12 protein-coding genes are annotated in these 14656 nt (G+C 56.4%); 3 read left to right on the top strand and 9 right to left on the bottom strand.

Going from position 1 to position 14656, the window contains the following annotated elements:
* The first annotated feature begins 172 nt into the window (after positions 1 to 172).
* Positions 173 to 4129: a trifunctional transcriptional regulator/proline dehydrogenase/L-glutamate gamma-semialdehyde dehydrogenase gene (gene putA / locus BN2591_RS13065; protein ID WP_086872074.1), complete on the top strand. Its 3957-nt coding sequence runs from the start codon at positions 173 to 175 to the stop codon at positions 4127 to 4129.
* 49 nt (positions 4130 to 4178) lie between these two features.
* Here putA and BN2591_RS13060 read toward each other — a convergent pair whose 3' ends face one another.
* From BN2591_RS13060 to BN2591_RS13035, 6 genes are all read right to left on the bottom strand, one after another.
* Positions 4179 to 4781: a KpsF/GutQ family sugar-phosphate isomerase gene (locus tag BN2591_RS13060; RefSeq protein ID WP_086872072.1), complete on the bottom strand. Its 603-nt coding sequence runs from the start codon at positions 4779 to 4781 to the stop codon at positions 4179 to 4181.
* Positions 4778 to 6415, bottom strand: coding sequence for an FGGY-family carbohydrate kinase (locus tag BN2591_RS13055; RefSeq protein ID WP_086872070.1), 1638 nt, complete (start codon positions 6413 to 6415; stop codon positions 4778 to 4780). Before BN2591_RS13055 ends, BN2591_RS13060 begins: the two co-directional genes overlap by 4 nt.
* A 16-nt stretch (positions 6416 to 6431) precedes the next feature.
* Positions 6432 to 7385 carry an ABC transporter permease gene (locus tag BN2591_RS13050; protein ID WP_086872068.1) on the bottom strand — a complete coding sequence of 318 codons (954 nt, stop codon included), beginning with the start codon at positions 7383 to 7385 and terminating at the stop codon, positions 6432 to 6434.
* 1 nt (position 7386) lies between these two features.
* Positions 7387 to 8376 (bottom strand): ABC transporter permease, encoded by a 990-nt coding sequence (locus BN2591_RS13045; protein WP_086872066.1) that lies wholly within the window; start codon positions 8374 to 8376, stop codon positions 7387 to 7389.
* Positions 8369 to 9868 (bottom strand): sugar ABC transporter ATP-binding protein, encoded by a 1500-nt coding sequence (locus tag BN2591_RS13040; protein ID WP_086872064.1) that lies wholly within the window; start codon positions 9866 to 9868, stop codon positions 8369 to 8371. The genes BN2591_RS13045 and BN2591_RS13040 overlap by 8 nt, the downstream gene beginning before the upstream one ends.
* A 107-nt stretch (positions 9869 to 9975) precedes the next feature.
* Positions 9976 to 10959, bottom strand: a complete 984-nt coding sequence (locus BN2591_RS13035) for an autoinducer 2 ABC transporter substrate-binding protein (RefSeq protein WP_017456273.1) — start codon at positions 10957 to 10959, stop codon at positions 9976 to 9978.
* A gap of 423 nt (positions 10960 to 11382) precedes the next feature.
* On the opposite strand from BN2591_RS13035, the gene BN2591_RS13030 reads away from it, so the two are divergent.
* A complete protein-coding gene (locus BN2591_RS13030; protein ID WP_086872062.1) occupies positions 11383 to 11934 on the top strand; it encodes a nucleotidyltransferase family protein in 552 nt (183 codons plus the stop codon).
* 64 nt (positions 11935 to 11998) lie between these two features.
* Entirely contained in the window at positions 11999 to 12394 is a 396-nt protein-coding gene (locus BN2591_RS13025; RefSeq protein WP_065368833.1) for a lysozyme inhibitor LprI family protein, read from the top strand.
* On the opposite strand, the gene rutR is transcribed toward BN2591_RS13025, so the two are convergent.
* The 3 genes from rutR to BN2591_RS13010 form a co-directional block, all read right to left on the bottom strand.
* The gene (gene rutR, locus BN2591_RS13020) at positions 12391 to 13029 is read right to left on the bottom strand and encodes an HTH-type transcriptional regulator RutR (RefSeq protein ID WP_086872060.1); all 639 of its coding nucleotides are present in this window, start codon (positions 13027 to 13029) and stop codon (positions 12391 to 12393) included. The two genes, BN2591_RS13025 and rutR, sit on opposite strands and share 4 nt — an antisense overlap.
* Before the next feature lie 23 nt (positions 13030 to 13052).
* On the bottom strand, positions 13053 to 13973 hold the full coding sequence (locus tag BN2591_RS13015; protein ID WP_086872057.1) for a DMT family transporter: 921 nt from the start codon (positions 13971 to 13973) through the stop codon (positions 13053 to 13055).
* A 130-nt stretch (positions 13974 to 14103) separates the two neighbouring features.
* The gene (locus BN2591_RS13010) at positions 14104 to 14280 is read right to left on the bottom strand and encodes a con-10 family general stress protein (protein ID WP_071889987.1); all 177 of its coding nucleotides are present in this window, start codon (positions 14278 to 14280) and stop codon (positions 14104 to 14106) included.
* Between the last annotated feature and the right edge of the window lie 376 nt (positions 14281 to 14656).

Raw genomic sequence — 14656 nt, 5'->3', positions numbered from 1 at the left:
AAACCTGCTTTGCCAGCGAATTATTCAGCGCCCTTAGCAATAACCAGTCGTTAACATTTCATTCATTTCTTACCTTGCCAGCCAAGTCACATTTAACAAGGTTGCACAAAGTTGCAACATGATGGATATTTCTGCCTGAACCGCAAAACAACGTAAAAAACAGGAGCAAAGCATGGGCACCACCACCATGGGGGTCAAGCTTGATGACACAACACGCGAAAGGATCAAAGCCGCTGCAGCCAGTATCGACCGCACACCGCACTGGCTGATTAAACAAGCCATCTTCAATTTTCTGGAAAAGCTGGAAAACAACGAAGGCCTGCCGGAACTGGCAGCCGCATCAGCCACCGCGCAGGAAGACGACAGTGCCGTTGTGGTTGATGACAGCCACCAGCCGTTTCTCGATTTTGCCGAACAGATCCTGCCGCAGTCCGTTTCCCGCGCCGCCATTACCGGCGCATGGCGCTGGGCGGAAACCGATGCCGTGCCAATGTTGCTGGAACAAGCCCGCCTGCCGCAGCCGGTAGCGGAAAATGCCCATAAGCTGGCGTATCAGTTAGCGGAAAAACTGCGTAACCAGAAAACCGCCTCCGGCCGTGCCGGCATGGTGCAAAGCCTGTTACAGGAGTTTTCCCTCTCCTCGCAGGAAGGCGTGGCGCTTATGTGTCTGGCCGAAGCGTTACTGCGCATTCCTGACAAAGCCACCCGTGATGCGCTGATCCGCGACAAAATCAGCAACGGTAACTGGCAGTCACACATTGGCCGCAGCCCGTCACTGTTCGTCAATGCCGCCACCTGGGGGCTGCTGTTTACTGGCCGTCTGGTCTCCACGCATAACGAAGCCAATCTCTCGCATTCGCTGAATCGTATTATTGGCAAAAGCGGTGAGCCGCTGATCCGCAAAGGTGTGGATATGGCGATGCGCCTGATGGGTGAACAGTTTGTTACCGGCGAAACGATCGCCGAAGCGCTGGCGAACGCGCGCAAACTGGAAGAGAAAGGCTTCCGTTACTCCTACGACATGCTGGGCGAAGCGGCGCTGACCGCAGCAGATGCGCAGGCGTATATGGTTTCTTACCAGCAGGCCATCCACGCCATTGGCAAAGCCTCCAACGGGCGCGGCATTTATGAAGGGCCGGGGATTTCAATTAAGTTATCCGCCCTGCACCCGCGCTATAGCCGTGCGCAATACGACCGTGTAATGGATGAGCTCTATCCGCGCCTGAAATCCCTTACCCTGCTGGCACGCCAGTATGACATCGGTATTAACATTGACGCCGAAGAGGCCGATCGTCTGGAAATCTCCCTCGATCTGCTGGAAAAACTCTGTTTCGAGCCGGAACTGGCAGGCTGGAACGGCATCGGTTTTGTCATTCAGGCCTATCAGAAGCGCTGCCCGTTTGTCATTGATTATCTTGTTGATCTGGCGACACGCAGCCGCCGCCGTCTGATGATCCGCCTGGTAAAAGGCGCTTACTGGGACAGTGAAATCAAACGCGCGCAAATGGAAGGGCTGGAAGGCTACCCGGTTTATACCCGCAAGGTGTACACCGATGTTTCATACCTCGCCTGCGCGAAAAAATTACTCGCGGTGCCGAACCTCATCTATCCGCAGTTCGCCACCCACAACGCCCATACGCTGGCAGCTATCTACCAGCTAGCCGGGCAGAACTACTATCCGGGTCAGTACGAATTCCAGTGCCTGCACGGCATGGGCGAACCGTTGTATGAGCAAGTGGTCGGCAAAGTGGCCGATGGCAAACTGAACCGCCCTTGCCGCATTTATGCGCCGGTCGGCACCCACGAAACGTTGCTGGCGTATCTGGTGCGCCGTCTGCTGGAAAACGGCGCGAATACCTCGTTCGTCAACCGCATCGCCGACAATACGCTGCCGCTGGACGCGCTGGTTGCCGATCCGGTGAGCGAAGTGGAAAAAATCGCCGCCCAGGAAGGTCAGGTCGGTTTACCGCACCCGAAAATCGCCCTGCCCCGTGCGCTGTATGGCGAAGGCCGTATCAATGCGGCGGGCCTGGATCTGGCGAACGAACACCGGCTGGCCTCGCTCTCTTCCTCGCTGCTCGCCAGCGCGGCGCAGAAATGGTACGCCCGCCCGACGCTGGAACAGGTGGTCATGGACGGCGAACCCGTCGCGGTGATTAACCCTGCCGAACCAAAAGACACCGTTGGCTATGTGGTGGAAGCCAGCGAAGCGCAGGTTAACCAGGCGCTGGAAAACGCGGTTAATCACGCGCCGATCTGGTTTGCCACGCCGCCGCAGGAGCGCGCCGCTATTCTGCTGCGCGCCGCGGTGCTGATGGAAGATCAGATGCAGTCGTTGATTGGCATTCTGGTGCGTGAAGCGGGTAAAACCTTCAGCAACGCCATTGCCGAAGTGCGCGAAGCGGTCGATTTCCTGCGCTACTACGCAGGCCAGGTGAGTGCGGATTTCGATAACGAAACGCATCGCCCGCTGGGGCCGGTGGTGTGTATCAGCCCGTGGAACTTCCCGCTGGCGATTTTCACCGGTCAGATCGCGGCAGCGTTAGCGGCGGGCAACAGCGTGCTGGCAAAACCTGCCGAACAGACACCGCTGATTGCCGCTCAGGGCGTGGCCATTCTGCTTGAAGCCGGTGTCCCGGCAGGTGTTTTACAGTTACTGCCAGGGCGCGGTGAAACTGTCGGCGCACAGCTGACTGCCGATCCGCGCGTGCGCGGCGTGATGTTTACCGGTTCTACCGACGTGGCGACGCTGCTGCAACGCAGTATCGCCACGCGCCTTGATGCGCAGGGCCGCCCGACGCCGCTTATCGCTGAAACCGGCGGCATGAACGCAATGATTGTCGACTCCTCCGCGCTCACCGAACAGGTAGTTATCGATGTGCTGGCCTCCGCGTTTGATAGTGCAGGCCAGCGCTGTTCAGCCCTGCGCGTGCTCTGCTTGCAGGATGACATTGCCGATCACACGCTGACCATGCTGCGCGGCGCGATAGCAGAGTGTCGCATGGGTAACCCTGGCCGACTGACCACCGATATCGGCCCGGTGATCGACGCCGAAGCGAAAGCAAATATCGATAAACATATTCAGACCATGCAGGCGAAAGGCCGCAAGGTGTTCCAGGCGGTACGTGAAAACAGCGAAGATGCGCGCGAATGGCGCACCGGTACCTTTGTCCCGCCGACGCTGATTGAACTGGAAAGTTTTGACGAGCTGAAAAAAGAGGTCTTCGGCCCGGTGCTGCACGTTGTTCGCTATCACCGTAACCAGCTGGATCAGTTAATCGCGCAGATCAACGCCTCCGGCTATGGCCTGACGCTCGGCGTGCATACCCGTATCGATGAAACTATCGCCCAGGTCACCGGCAATGCCCACGTAGGTAACCTGTATGTGAATCGCAATATGGTGGGCGCCGTGGTGGGTGTGCAGCCGTTTGGCGGCGAAGGGTTGTCCGGCACCGGGCCGAAAGCCGGTGGGCCACTCTATCTCTATCGCTTATTGGGAAGCCGCCCGGAAAACGCGGTGCTGAAAACCCTCGCCCGGCATGATGCACAACACCCACTGGATGCTCAGCTTAAAACGTCGCTGCAGCAACCGCTGGAAGCCTTGCGTGCGTGGGCGAAAGATAACTCCGCGCTGCAACAGTTGTGTACGCAGTTTGGCGAACTGGCGCAGACCGGAACCCAGCGTCTGCTGCAAGGCCCGACGGGTGAACGCAATAGCTGGACGCTGGCACCGCGCGAGCGGGTACTGTGCGTGGCGGATAACGAGCAGGACGCGCTGATTCAACTTGCAGCCGTCATCGCCTGCGGCAGCCAGATGCTGTGGCCGGACGATACGTTGCACCGCACGCTGGCAAAACAGTTGCCGGAAAGCGTCAGCAAACGTATTCAGTTCGCCAAAGCCGATGCGTTAATGGCGCAGACGTTTGATGCGGTGATTTTCCACGGCGATTCCGACCAACTGGTGGCGCTGTGCGAAAACGTCGCCGCACGCAATGGCGCGATTGTGTCGGTACAGGGCTTTGCACGTGGTGAAACCAACATCCTGCTTGAACGCCTGTGGGTAGAACGCTCGCTGAGTGTTAATACCGCCGCTGCCGGTGGCAACGCCAGCTTAATGACGATTGGCTGATGTTGTCCATTCCTGAAAAACCGTCTGGAAATGACAATAAAAAAGCGCCTTACGGCGCTTTTTTTCTGAGCGTCAACCCGACATCCCCGCCGGGATGCACCGCCAGTAACGTCTCTTTTGAATAGCCGCTTTCGCTCATCAGGCAGGCGCAGGCGGCATCGAAAATCGCCAGCGTCAGCACGATGGAAGTGGTCGCCAGCATATTAAGCGGATCAATTTCGCGCTGCACGCCGGTGGAAATCACCAGCCGCGCGGCCCGGGCGATAGCGGAATCGGCGTTTTCCGTCACGCTAATCAGCGGCACGCCCTTTTGTGCCAGCCCCGGCAGCAGCCGCGTGAGCTCATCGGAATTACCGCCGCGCGACAACATAATGACCAGGTCGTTGCTATCCAGAAACCCCAAATCACCGTGCGCGGCATCCGTGGCATTCAGATAGATGGCCGGGCGTTCGACGCACGCCAGCATATGAGCAATCTTGCGTGCCGCAATGCCGGAGGTTCCCACGCCGGTAACCGCAATTTTGCCGCGACAACCCCGCAGCTCGGCCATTAATGAATTCCACAGCGCATCGTTAAGATGGTGGCTTAACGCCGCCATCTCTTCGCTATAGATTTGCCAGCCGTCGCAGGCCTGACGCCAGCTGTCGCTCATGCCTCCTCCTGCATCAGTTGGCGGTATTTCATGTGATCCTGGTACATCTCATGAAAGACCGTGTATTTGCGATCGTAATACTGCTTGATGCGGTTAGTTTGCGGCGTCACCGTCTTGCCAATGCGGCTCATCGCCGACATGGCTTCCGGGAAAGTGTCAAACACGCCCGCCGCCACGGTGCCCATCATTGCCCCGCCGAGCAGCATCGCTTCGCTCTCTTCCGGCAACAACATCGCGCAGCCGGTGGCATTAGCATGTTCCTGAACAAAGATCGGGTTTTTGGTGCCACCGCCGCTCGCCATTACCGTGTCAATGCTGTAACCACTCTGATTCATGGTTTCAATAATATGCCGCGTACCGAGGGCAATCGCCTGAATGGTCGCCAGATAATGCAGCGCCATATCCTCCGGCGTACGCGACAGTTTCAACCCGCTGATCACGCCGGTTAACGTCGGGTTCGCGCGCGGTGAACGGTTACCGTGGAAGTACGGCAAAATGTGAATATCACGCGTTAAAAACGCGATGTTTTCCGGCTCGCCCGCCATCTTGCGCAGCAGCGCATTCAGCACTTCATAGATGGTTTGCCCTTGCGCTTTCGCCTGAGCCAGCAGCGTTTCGTAACAGGGATGGGACTGGATCATATGGTCGATTAACGCCCCGGTCGCCGACTGCCCGCCTTCGTTGAGCCAGTAGCCTGGTAACACCGCCGAGTAGTAAGGTCCCCACACGCCGCCGATAAAGCGCGCCTGCGGTGAAATCGCCATATGGCCAGTAGAGGTGCCGCCAATTAGCGCGATACGCCGGTCGAAATCCGCCATTTCACCCGAAGGTCCGCTGGCGCCGAGCGTTCCCAGCGTGCCTGCGTGGGCATCGATAATCGACACGCTGACCGCCGTGCCGGGCATCAGCCCCATTTCTGTCGCTGCACGCTGCGTCAGCCCGCGACCCAGCGGCTCGCCCATGGTTTTCACGTAGCGGCCGATTTTCTCCGCGTCGTGCTCCAGCAAATCTTCAAGGCCAATCTGGCGGAAATAGCTGGTGTCCCACTTATCCTCATGACCCATATAGGTCCATTTACACACCGTGGAACACAGGGATCGGGTGTCATCGCCCGTCGCCCGCCAGGTAAGAAAATCCGGCAGATCGAAGTAATATCCGGCGTTGGCCCAGGTGTTCGGCATGTGCTGTTTTAACCACAGCAATTTCGGCGTTTGCATCTCCGGCGAGATGATCCCGCCCACGTAATCCAGCACCCGGTGGTGCGTGGCGTTGATACGGTTCGCCTGCGAGATGGCGCGGTGATCCATCCACACAATAATGTTCTGCTCGCTGCGACCGGAAGGGCTAATGGTCAACGGGTTGCCCTCTTTGTCGAGCACCACCAGCGAACAGGTCGCGTCAAAGCCGAGGCCTTTAACCTGAATCGGGTTAATGTCCGCCTGGTTCACCGCATCGCGTACCGCGTTGCACACCGCCTGCCAGATATTGTCGGAAGATTGCTCAACAAAGTCGGCCTGCGGGCGGTAAATCTCAATCGCCCTGCTCGCCTGGCTGACCATTCTGCCGGTCAGATCAAAGACGCCTGCACGTGCGCTGCCGGTGCCAACATCCACACCAATAAAGTAGCTCGCCATTCTTTTTCTCCCGCTCTCAGGCTTTTCGATTTTGTAATGCGATAAAGAGGATCAGCACCGCGCCCCAGAGCGCCATCGTCAGATAACTGCTGATGCCCAACAAATTAAAGCCACTCTCCAGCATCTGCAGCACCACCAGCGCCAGCACCAGCCCCAGCACGCGGCCAAAACCGCCGTCCGGGTTAATGCCGCCCAGCACCGAAGCCAGAATGGTCACCAGAAGATAAGACTCACCGTAGCCCGCTTTCGCCGAATTGAACTTCGCCATCATCAAAATGGCGGCCGCCCAGCCCAACAGCGCGGAGATGATATAGACCGAAATCTGCACGCGCACGGTGTTAACGCCGCTGAAACGCGTGGCCTGCTCGTTCGAGCCAACCAGATAAAGACTGCGCCCAAGCGTCGTATGTTCAAGCAGTACCCACAGCAGCAGCGCAACGAGAATAAACAGCAACAGCGCAACCGGAATACCCAGCAGCGTGGCATTGCCGAGGAACTGAATGGCCGCCGGAAAACCGGAAATGACCGTGCCATTTGAAAGCAGAATATTCAGCCCGGAAATCAGCGTCATGGTGCCAAGGGTTGCCAGAATCGGCGAAACGCCAATCCACGCCACCAGCGCACCGTTCAGTGCGCCAATCGCCACCGCCACCAGCAGACCGGCGAGTAACGCCAGCGCCAGGAACAGCGGGTTATCCGGGTGGCTAACAATCACCGCCGCCATCACCAGCGAACAGGCGTTCGCACTGGCAATGATCGACAGATTAATGCCGCCGGTCAGCATGGTAATGCCCATGCCCAGCGCCAGCATGCCCAGAATCGGCAGCTGCGAGCCAATCGACTGGAAGTTAGCGACGCTGAAAAAACGGCTGCCGAGCAGCGCAGAGAAAACCAGCGCCACGACGATGATAATCACGCATTGCAAGCGGATGATGGCATCACCGGGCAGAATTCGGACGATGGATTTCATCTTATAACTCCCTCGCAAGTTTGCGTTTTTCGTTCCACGCGGTGGCGCTAATGCTCACCAGAATAATCGCGCCGCTAAACACCGTGTGCCAGTAAGAGGAGACACCCAGCAGCGTTAAGCCGTTCTGCAAGAAGGCCAGCAGCACAACGCCCAGTAGCGTACCGGTCAGCGTACCGCGCCCGCCGGACATGCTGGTGCCGCCAAGCACCACCGCGGCCAGTACCGTCAGCTCAAACCCCAGCAGCGAGTTGGGGGCAACAGACTGGGTGATTTGCGCCTGCACTACGGCCGCGACCCCCGCGAGAATGCCCATAAAACCGTAGACGTAGAAATGCAGCTTCAGCAGGTTCAGCCCCAGGCGTGACGCCGCATCGCGGTTGCCGCCCATGGCATAAATCTGGCGGCCCAACCGGGTGTAATTCATTAACACGGCAGTCAGAATAATCGTCGCGCCCAGACAGAGCAGCGGCAGTGTCAGTCCATAGTCGTAGCCGTCGGCGGCGGTGAACGAGAACCAGTTGATGCCGTTCATAAACCAGTCCGGGAAACCATACAGCCACGTCCCTTTGGTGGCATAGACCAGCAGGCCGTAGTAAACATTCAGCGTGGCAATGGTAATGATGATGGCAGGCACGCGCAGCCAGTAGACCAGGAAGCCGTTGACCAGGCCAAGCAGCAGCCCGACCGCCATCGACAGCCCCAATGCCAGCGCGAAGTTACCGCCGTGGGCAATCACCCAACTGGCCATGGCGTATTGGGCAATGGCGGTCATTGCCGGAAACGAAATGTCGATGCCGCCGGAAATCAGCACCACAAACAGCCCGCAGGCCAGGATCCCGAGAATGGCGTAGCTGGTGGCGACATCGGTCAGATTGCCGAGGGAGAGAAACTCGTCGGTGCGCACGCTGAGAAAAATCGCCAGCGCGATCACCAACAGCCCCAGCCAGAATTCATGTTGCCCGACAAGGCGGGTAAAGGACGCGTTACGCATTGACCACCTCGGCAATTTCCTGCTCTGTGCAACGGTGCGGATTAAACTCTGCCACCAGTTCCCCCTGGCGCATCACCAGCACGCGATGGCTGTTGTAGTAAGCCTCCGGGATTTCGTCACAAATCATCAGCACCGCCATCCCCTGCTCCGCCAGTTGACGGGCAATCTGGTAGATCCCCTCTTTGTTGGCGATGTCTACGCCAACCGTGGGCGAATCCAGGATCAGAATGCGCGGCTGCGTGGCAACCCATTTGGCGATGGCGATACGTTGCGCATTGCCGCCGGAAAGTGTTTTCACCGGCAACTGTGCATCGGAGACTTTGATATTCAGCTCGCGAATCAGATCGGCCACCAGTTGCCCGGCTTTCGCGTGATCAAGCAACCCGCTGCGCGTGTGCAGCTTGTCGAACACCGTGACGATGGTGTTGTCATAAATCGACTGTTCCATAATCAGCCCTTGCGTCAGCCGGTCTTCTGACACATAACCAATGCCGTGGCGAATCGCGTCATGGTTGTTACGCAGTGTCACCGGCGTACCATTGATGCGGATCTCGCCATCTTCCGGCCTGGTCATGCCAAACAGGCTCATGCACAATTCGGTACGCCCGGCCCCCAAAAGCCCGACAATCGACACAATTTCGCCGCTGCGCAGTGACAGATTGATATCGCGGTATTTACCTTTGCGGCTCAGATGACGCAGCTCCAGCATGGGTAATTGATCCACTGGCGGTTTTTCCGGCAGCGGACTGTAGTGAAAACGCTGGCCGGTCATCAGATACGCCAGCTCGTGGCTATCCAGTTCGCTTGCCGGCCAGGTGCCAATCAGTTTGCCATCGCGCATCACGCTGATGCGATCGGCTACTTCCATCACTTCATCCAGACGGTGGCTGACAAACACCACGCAAATGCCGGCGGCTTTCAGTTCATTGACCACGCGCAGCAAACCATTTACTTCCTGGCGGGTAAGCGACGCGGTAGGTTCATCCATAATCACCAGCCGGGCATCGGCAGCAATCGCGCGGCAGATAGCCACCAACTGGCGGTCGGCAATAGAGAGTTTTTCCACTTTTTTATCCGGATCGAGGCGCACGCCAATGCGTGCCATCGCCGCCAGCGCTTGTGTTCGCATCGCGCCACGACGCACCCAGATATCGCCACCGGGAAGGTAGCGGTGAATGGCGATATTTTCCGCCACGCTAAAATTAGGAAACAGCGACAGATCCTGGTAAATCACCTGAATCCCGTAGTGCGCTGAGAGCTGCGGCGTGAGATGGTGAAAAAGCTTGCCGTCGAGCGCGATGTTAGCGCCCTTTTCCGGGTGATAAACACCGGAGATAACTTTGATGATGGTGCTCTTTCCGCAGCCGTTTTGCCCCGCCAGACAGTGAACTTCGCCTTTCTCCAGCGTTAAATTCACATTATCCAGCGCCAGCACGCCCGGGAATCGCTTGCTGATATTCTCAAGAGTGATAAATGCGGTGGTGTCGGTCATCGACAATACCTCTGCCAGCGCCCGGGGTGGGCGCGAGGTTAAAATCTGCGGCGGAAGAGGCCGGCCTGACGGCCGGCATTCCGGTTCCCTGGTGTGGCCTGAAAGGCTCAGAAACCGAGTGATTGTGCGTTATCTTTGGTCACTTCGAGGATCTTATTAAAACGGATCACTTTCTTATTCATATCGACATCGGCTTTGCCCAAGCCATCGATAGTCAGATCGGGCGTCACTTCTTTGCCTTGCAGCAACTGGTCGGCAACGGTCACCAGCGCGAAACCGGCGTCACGCGGATCCCACAGCAGCGCTTTTTTGATGTCGCCACGCATCAGATACGGCGCGGCCTGGCCTGGCATCGCGATGCCCACTACCGCCAGTTTGTCTTTTGCCCGTTTCTTCTGCACGGCTTGCCCGGCGCCAATTGGGCCCAGCGAACCAAAGCCAATCACCCCTTTCATTTGCGGGTAGGTTTTCATCAAATCGAGGGTGGTGGCATAGGATTTGTCGATGCTCTCGGCAACCGGTAAACGCGAGGTCACTTCGAACATATCCGGGTATTTCTCTTTTTGATATTTGATGGCGTAGTCAGCCCAGGCGTTGTGCAGCGGCACCGTCAGGGAGCCAACATAAATGGCATAACCGCCTTTACCACCCATATCTTTTGCCAGTTCATCGACGTTGGCCTGCGCATATTTTTCGCTGTCGATGGTTTCAATATCCCACTGGCCTATTTGCTGGTCCGGCGATTCATGCGTCAGTACCACAATGCCTTTGTCACGCGCTTTTTTCAGCACCGGCTCCAGCACTTTCGCATCGTTCGGCACCACGATGATGGCGTTGACGTTTTTGGCGATCAGATCTTCAATCACTTTCACTTGCTGTGCCGGATCCGGTGTTGATGGCCCGGTCTGGTACGCATTGACGTCCAGTTTTTTCGCCGCTTCGTTGACCCCGGTTTCCATGCGGTTAAACCATGGAATACCAGTAACCTTGGCAACCACCGCGATCTCATATTTTTGTGCCGCAAACGCCTGGCCGGACACCATGCTGGCAGAAATGAGGGCTGCGCTGAGTAATGCGAGTTTGAATTTCATAGTTGTACCTTTCTTGAGGACAGAGGAAAGTCGCGGAATGGAGGTTAGCAACGAAGGGAAGAGGCAAAACAATGCTAATTTTAAAAATGTGATATAAGCCCAAACAAGTTAAATTTAAGGTCTATTTTTGTTAATTTAAAGTTAAAAATAAACGAAAATTGCCTAAGCACTGCACAATAAATGTTAATTACAGATCGTATATAAACATATTATTAACAAATTGTTTTCATTTTTAGCGTTATGGTGGATGTTCTTACTCAATAAAACCGCATCCCGGCCGCGAGAAGTTTTTAAAAATGAGAACTGAAACGAGCAAGGCAACAATGTCGACAGCGCTATTTTCATCGTAAAGCGATACTCGCCTGCCTGAAGTAGCGATAACCTTATATGCCCTGCGGCTTAAATGAATGACGGAGTGCAACCATGCGCTATGCAACTGAACTGGAAGCCCTGCTTCGCGCCGATTCACAGCGAATGGCAGTACTGGCAATAGTGCAGGCAACCCACGAAGGGTGCTGGACTGGCGCCGGATTTATACGCGATGCCGTTTGGGATCAGTTGCACGGTTTTACGCCGCGCCCGCATAGCGGGGATGTGGATGTTATCTGGCGTGAGCCCGCGGACACGCGCGCTGAACGCGATGCAGAGCTGGAAGCGCAGTTGCGCCTGCGTTCGGGTGATGTTGCCTGGTCGGTCAAAAATCAGGCACGCATGCATACGCGTAATGGCGATGCGCCGTACGCCTCGCTTGACGAAGCCCTCTGGCACTGGCCTGAAACGGCGACGGCCGTGGCGGTACGTTTCGATAAAAACGATCGCCTCGCGATTATCGCCCCTTTTGGGCTGGAGGATTTATTCTGCTTGCGCCTGCAACCGACGCCCCGTTTTCAGCATGAGAAGCGGCACCTGTTCCAGCAGCGGGTTGAGGAGAAACGCTGGCTGACACGCTATCCAAAACTCCAGCTGTGCGGATGACATTCACGAAGGGCTATGTTAATAAAAGCGCTGGTTCAACCGCCTTGCGAAATAAGGGGAAGTGATGAAAACGCGTATGCTGGCGCTGGCGGCGCTGTTACTCAGCAGCCCGGTACTGGCCGATGAGTGCGATAACGCCTCCACACAATCTCAGCTCAACAGCTGCACTGCCGGTCAATACCAGGCCGCGGATAAGAAACTTAATCAAACCTTCCAGGCCGCGCTTAAACGCTCAACACCGCCGCAAGCGGCGATGCTGAAAAAAGCGCAGCAAAGCTGGATAACCCTGCGCGATAGTGACTGCGCGTTTGTCAGTTCTGGCGTGGAGGGCGGCAGCGCCCAGCCGATGGTGCAAAACCAGTGCCTGACAGATAAAACGAATGAGCGTGAAGCCTGGCTGGCATCGCTGTTGCAATGTGGCGAAGGTGACTTGAGCTGCCCATTACCGCCGGGCCATTAACGCACGCGGATGCCTTCGATGATCATGTGCTGCACGTTTTCCACCGCGCGCTGAAAGAACGCCTCATCCTGCAGGGTCGCACCGGTGACCGCTTCCACCTGGGTGGCGAAATCGGCGTAATGCTGCGTTGAGGCCCAAATCATAAAAATAAGATGATGCGGGTCGACAGCGGCGAGTTTGCCGCTGGCTACCCAGCCCGCAATAATCGCTGATTTATCGTCAATTAACGTTTTCAGACTGCCGGTCAGTTCCGCTTTCAGCAGCGGCGCGCCCTGGAGCATCTCCTGGCAAAACAGTTTTGATGCCTGGGGATGATCGCGCGAAACCTCCATCTTTAAACGGATGTACTCGCGAATGGCCGCCAGCGGTGCGAAATCCTCGCGAAACGCTTTCAGCGGCGCTAACCAGATATCGAGAATTTGCTGCAACACGGCGATATAAAGCGCCTCTTTCGACGGGTAGTAATAGAGCAAATTGGTCTTCGATACCCCAGCCAGCTCCGCTACCTGTTCGAGGCGCGCGCCATGAAAACCAAGACGGGAAAAGAGATCCAGTGCTGCCGTTAAAATCGCCTGCCGCTTTTCGCTCACCGCGCGCTTGCGTTTGCTCGCCCCCTTCGCTGCTTCCTGTGCCATCACCCCCTCCTTCTCCTTTATCATCACGACTTCTGCTCTGCCTCTGTTGCTGCAGCGGCAGAAGGTGTTTTTTTCTTTTTCAGCTTCAGTTCACTCACCAGCACGCCAAGCACAATCAACGCGCCGCCAAAAAGTGCTAACAACGGTAACCGCTCGCCCGCAATGCGGCCAAAAATGCCGGCCCAGACTGGTTCGCCAGTATAAATAACCGTGGCGCGTGTTGGCGATACGCTGCGCTGCGCCCAGTTCATTACCACCTGGATAATGGCGCTAAAAATACCCAGGCCCAGCGCGACCAGTAACAAACCTGTCGTCAGTGGCGGTACAGCTTCCCTGGCAGGCACCATGGCGGCAAAAGAGACCAGCGATGCGGTCAGTAGCTGCACTACCGTCACCCGGCGGACATTGACTTTTCCGGCCCAGGCGCTGATCAGAATAATTTCGGCGGCAATCGCCAGCGCGCTGGCAAGTGTGATGATTTCCCCTTCCCCCAGCGCCAGCAAATTCCCCTCCGGCCCGGCGAGAAACAACAAGCCGGTAAACGCCAGCGCAATGCCGACACAGGACATTAATCCCGGCAATCGCCCCAGGCACAACCACTGTAATAACGGCACCAGAGGCACATACATGGCGGTAATAAAGGCGGATTTGCTGCTGGAAATAGACTGCAGTCCCCAGGTCTGCAAACTGTAGCCCAGGGCGATAGCAACGCCGATAACGACGCCCGCCTTCACTTCAAGCCAGGTTAAGCCACGCAGAATATTCACTGAGAGCATCCCCACCGCCAGCGCGGCAGTGGCAAAGCGCAACCCCACGAAGAAGAATGGGCCACTCATCGTTACAGCGTATTGCACGGCAAGAAACGTACCGCCCCAGAACATGGTAATGAGGATCAGCAGTGCTTCCTGAGGTTTGACGGAGAAGGCGTAACGGGAGAGAGACATATCACAACCGGCAACAGAGAAAAACGCTAGTGTGCGTTGGCATCGCAGACGGTGCAAGAATAAAAAAACCGCCGGGTTTCCCCGGCGGCGGGCATGGATGACAACCGGTCAGAGCTGTCAGCCGCCATTGTTAGCTGCTGCTGCGGCTACCATGGCTGTTTTTGCCCCCTTTTTTACCGGCTTCTGAGGCGCGCTGGGGATCGTTTTTGAAATTCCCCCCGCTCTGCTGGCCACCTTTACGGCCTGCTGCTGATGCTCTTTCACGGTCTTCAGCAAAGTTACCTGATCCACCACGATGGTTTGCCATGCTTACCTCCAGATGAGTGAAATATCAGACATCATACTGCGTTCAGTAAAAGAGGATTCTTTCACCGCACGGTGCAAAGGCAGTGCCTTTATCTGCGCCGTGTGGAACTAAGCTTAGTGGAAGGAAAGCATTCAGCCAGTGAATGGTAATATTCTGCAACAGCTTGTACTGCCAACGGCCCGCCCTCCCTAAGCGAAACCGATAACTTCTTCTTAACTCGCCAAAAATCCGCCGCGTTTATATGTGACAAATTGTAAGCGCCAGGTTTTTTTTAAAATTGTTATTTATCAAAGAAATGGCGCTCTGATTTGCACTCTGGCCATCACGTCATACGCTTAAAAAGAATGCAGCGATCTGCTGCCGGAAATTATCAAAT

This window comes from Kosakonia pseudosacchari, from assembly GCF_900184035.1.
GTDB lineage: Bacteria > Pseudomonadota > Gammaproteobacteria > Enterobacterales > Enterobacteriaceae > Kosakonia > Kosakonia pseudosacchari.
The sequence above is the reverse complement of the archived record's forward strand: the minus strand, read 5'-3'. Positions and strand labels throughout refer to the sequence as shown.